Source organism: Ewingella sp. AOP8-B2-18 (assembly GCF_052376015.1).
In the GTDB taxonomy this organism is placed as follows: Bacteria; Pseudomonadota; Gammaproteobacteria; order Enterobacterales; family Enterobacteriaceae; genus Ewingella; species Ewingella allii.
Genome location: NZ_JBQSVB010000058.1, coordinates 1 through 1,007 on the forward strand (window position 1 = coordinate 1; position 1,007 = coordinate 1,007).

Consider the following 1,007-nt stretch of genomic DNA (forward strand, 5'->3'; position numbering starts at 1 on the left):
CCGCCACGGTGCCACCATCCGTGGTTAGAGTAATGATAGCGCTAGGAAACGTGGCATTACCCGAAGTTAGCGCACCAAAACTGAACGCCGCCGCGTAACCATAATCCTTCGTTTGCAACACGCCTTTTATCAGCGGGTGATACTGACTCACCTCTCTAGGGGCAATATATCCCGGTGTGACAAACGGCGCGGCGGGAGAGATATATTGACCTTGAAACGCACCGGCCCCCTCCCACATACCAGACCTAGTGCCAAAGTGTGAGGCGTTGTTGATGTATCCCACGTCGCCGCCTGCGGCGGGCAGTGCACCAACATTAGAAGCGGTAAGGCTGATGTCCTGAGTGCCGTCAAAATTCACACCGGCAATCTTGCGCGCCGTCTCTAATTTGCTGGCCGCCTTCGCCGTAGCGTCAACCGGTAGCGCACCGACATCACTCGGTTTAAGGCTGATGTCCTGCGTTCCGTCAAAGCTCACACCGGCGATTTTGCGCGCCGTGGCCAACTTACTGGCCGCCACCGCCGTGCCGCCAGAAGATAACGCCCCTACGTCGCCCGGCGTTAGGTTAATGTCCCCACTTAACGCCTTATTGTTTACTTTTCGCACTTTAGGCACCCCACCCAGCGTGTCTAAAGCAGCTTGCGGATCGGCAATATCCGTCAGTTTTTTATCTTTACGCAAAAACGCGCTGTTTCCTGCCTGTTCGCTCAACGAGCCTTTAGGGCGCAGGTCTGTGATGTTGCCTGCGGCGTCGATGCTGGCCAGGGCAAACACGTAGTGGGCAATACCATTGCTGACGTAATTTTGCAGCGCGTCGGCCAGGGTAAATTTAATGACCGTCTGGTAAGCGCTGGTCAGCGTTCCCTGATAACACACGTCCACCCATACCTTGACCGGCTTCACGCCTACAGTGATATTTTCATTACTGGCCAACGCCGCACGCAACCCGCCGACGTAGCCCACGCCCTGGTTAACGTAGAATTGCTGGCCCGCCTTAGCCACCAAAAAG

The 1,007-nt window shown here is 55.8% G+C and carries 1 pseudogene; it reads right to left on the reverse strand.

Features of this window, described 5'->3' with window-relative positions:
• A pseudogene (locus tag ACT3RR_RS23095) lies at positions 1–1,007 on the reverse strand (hypothetical protein); the annotation flags it as partial.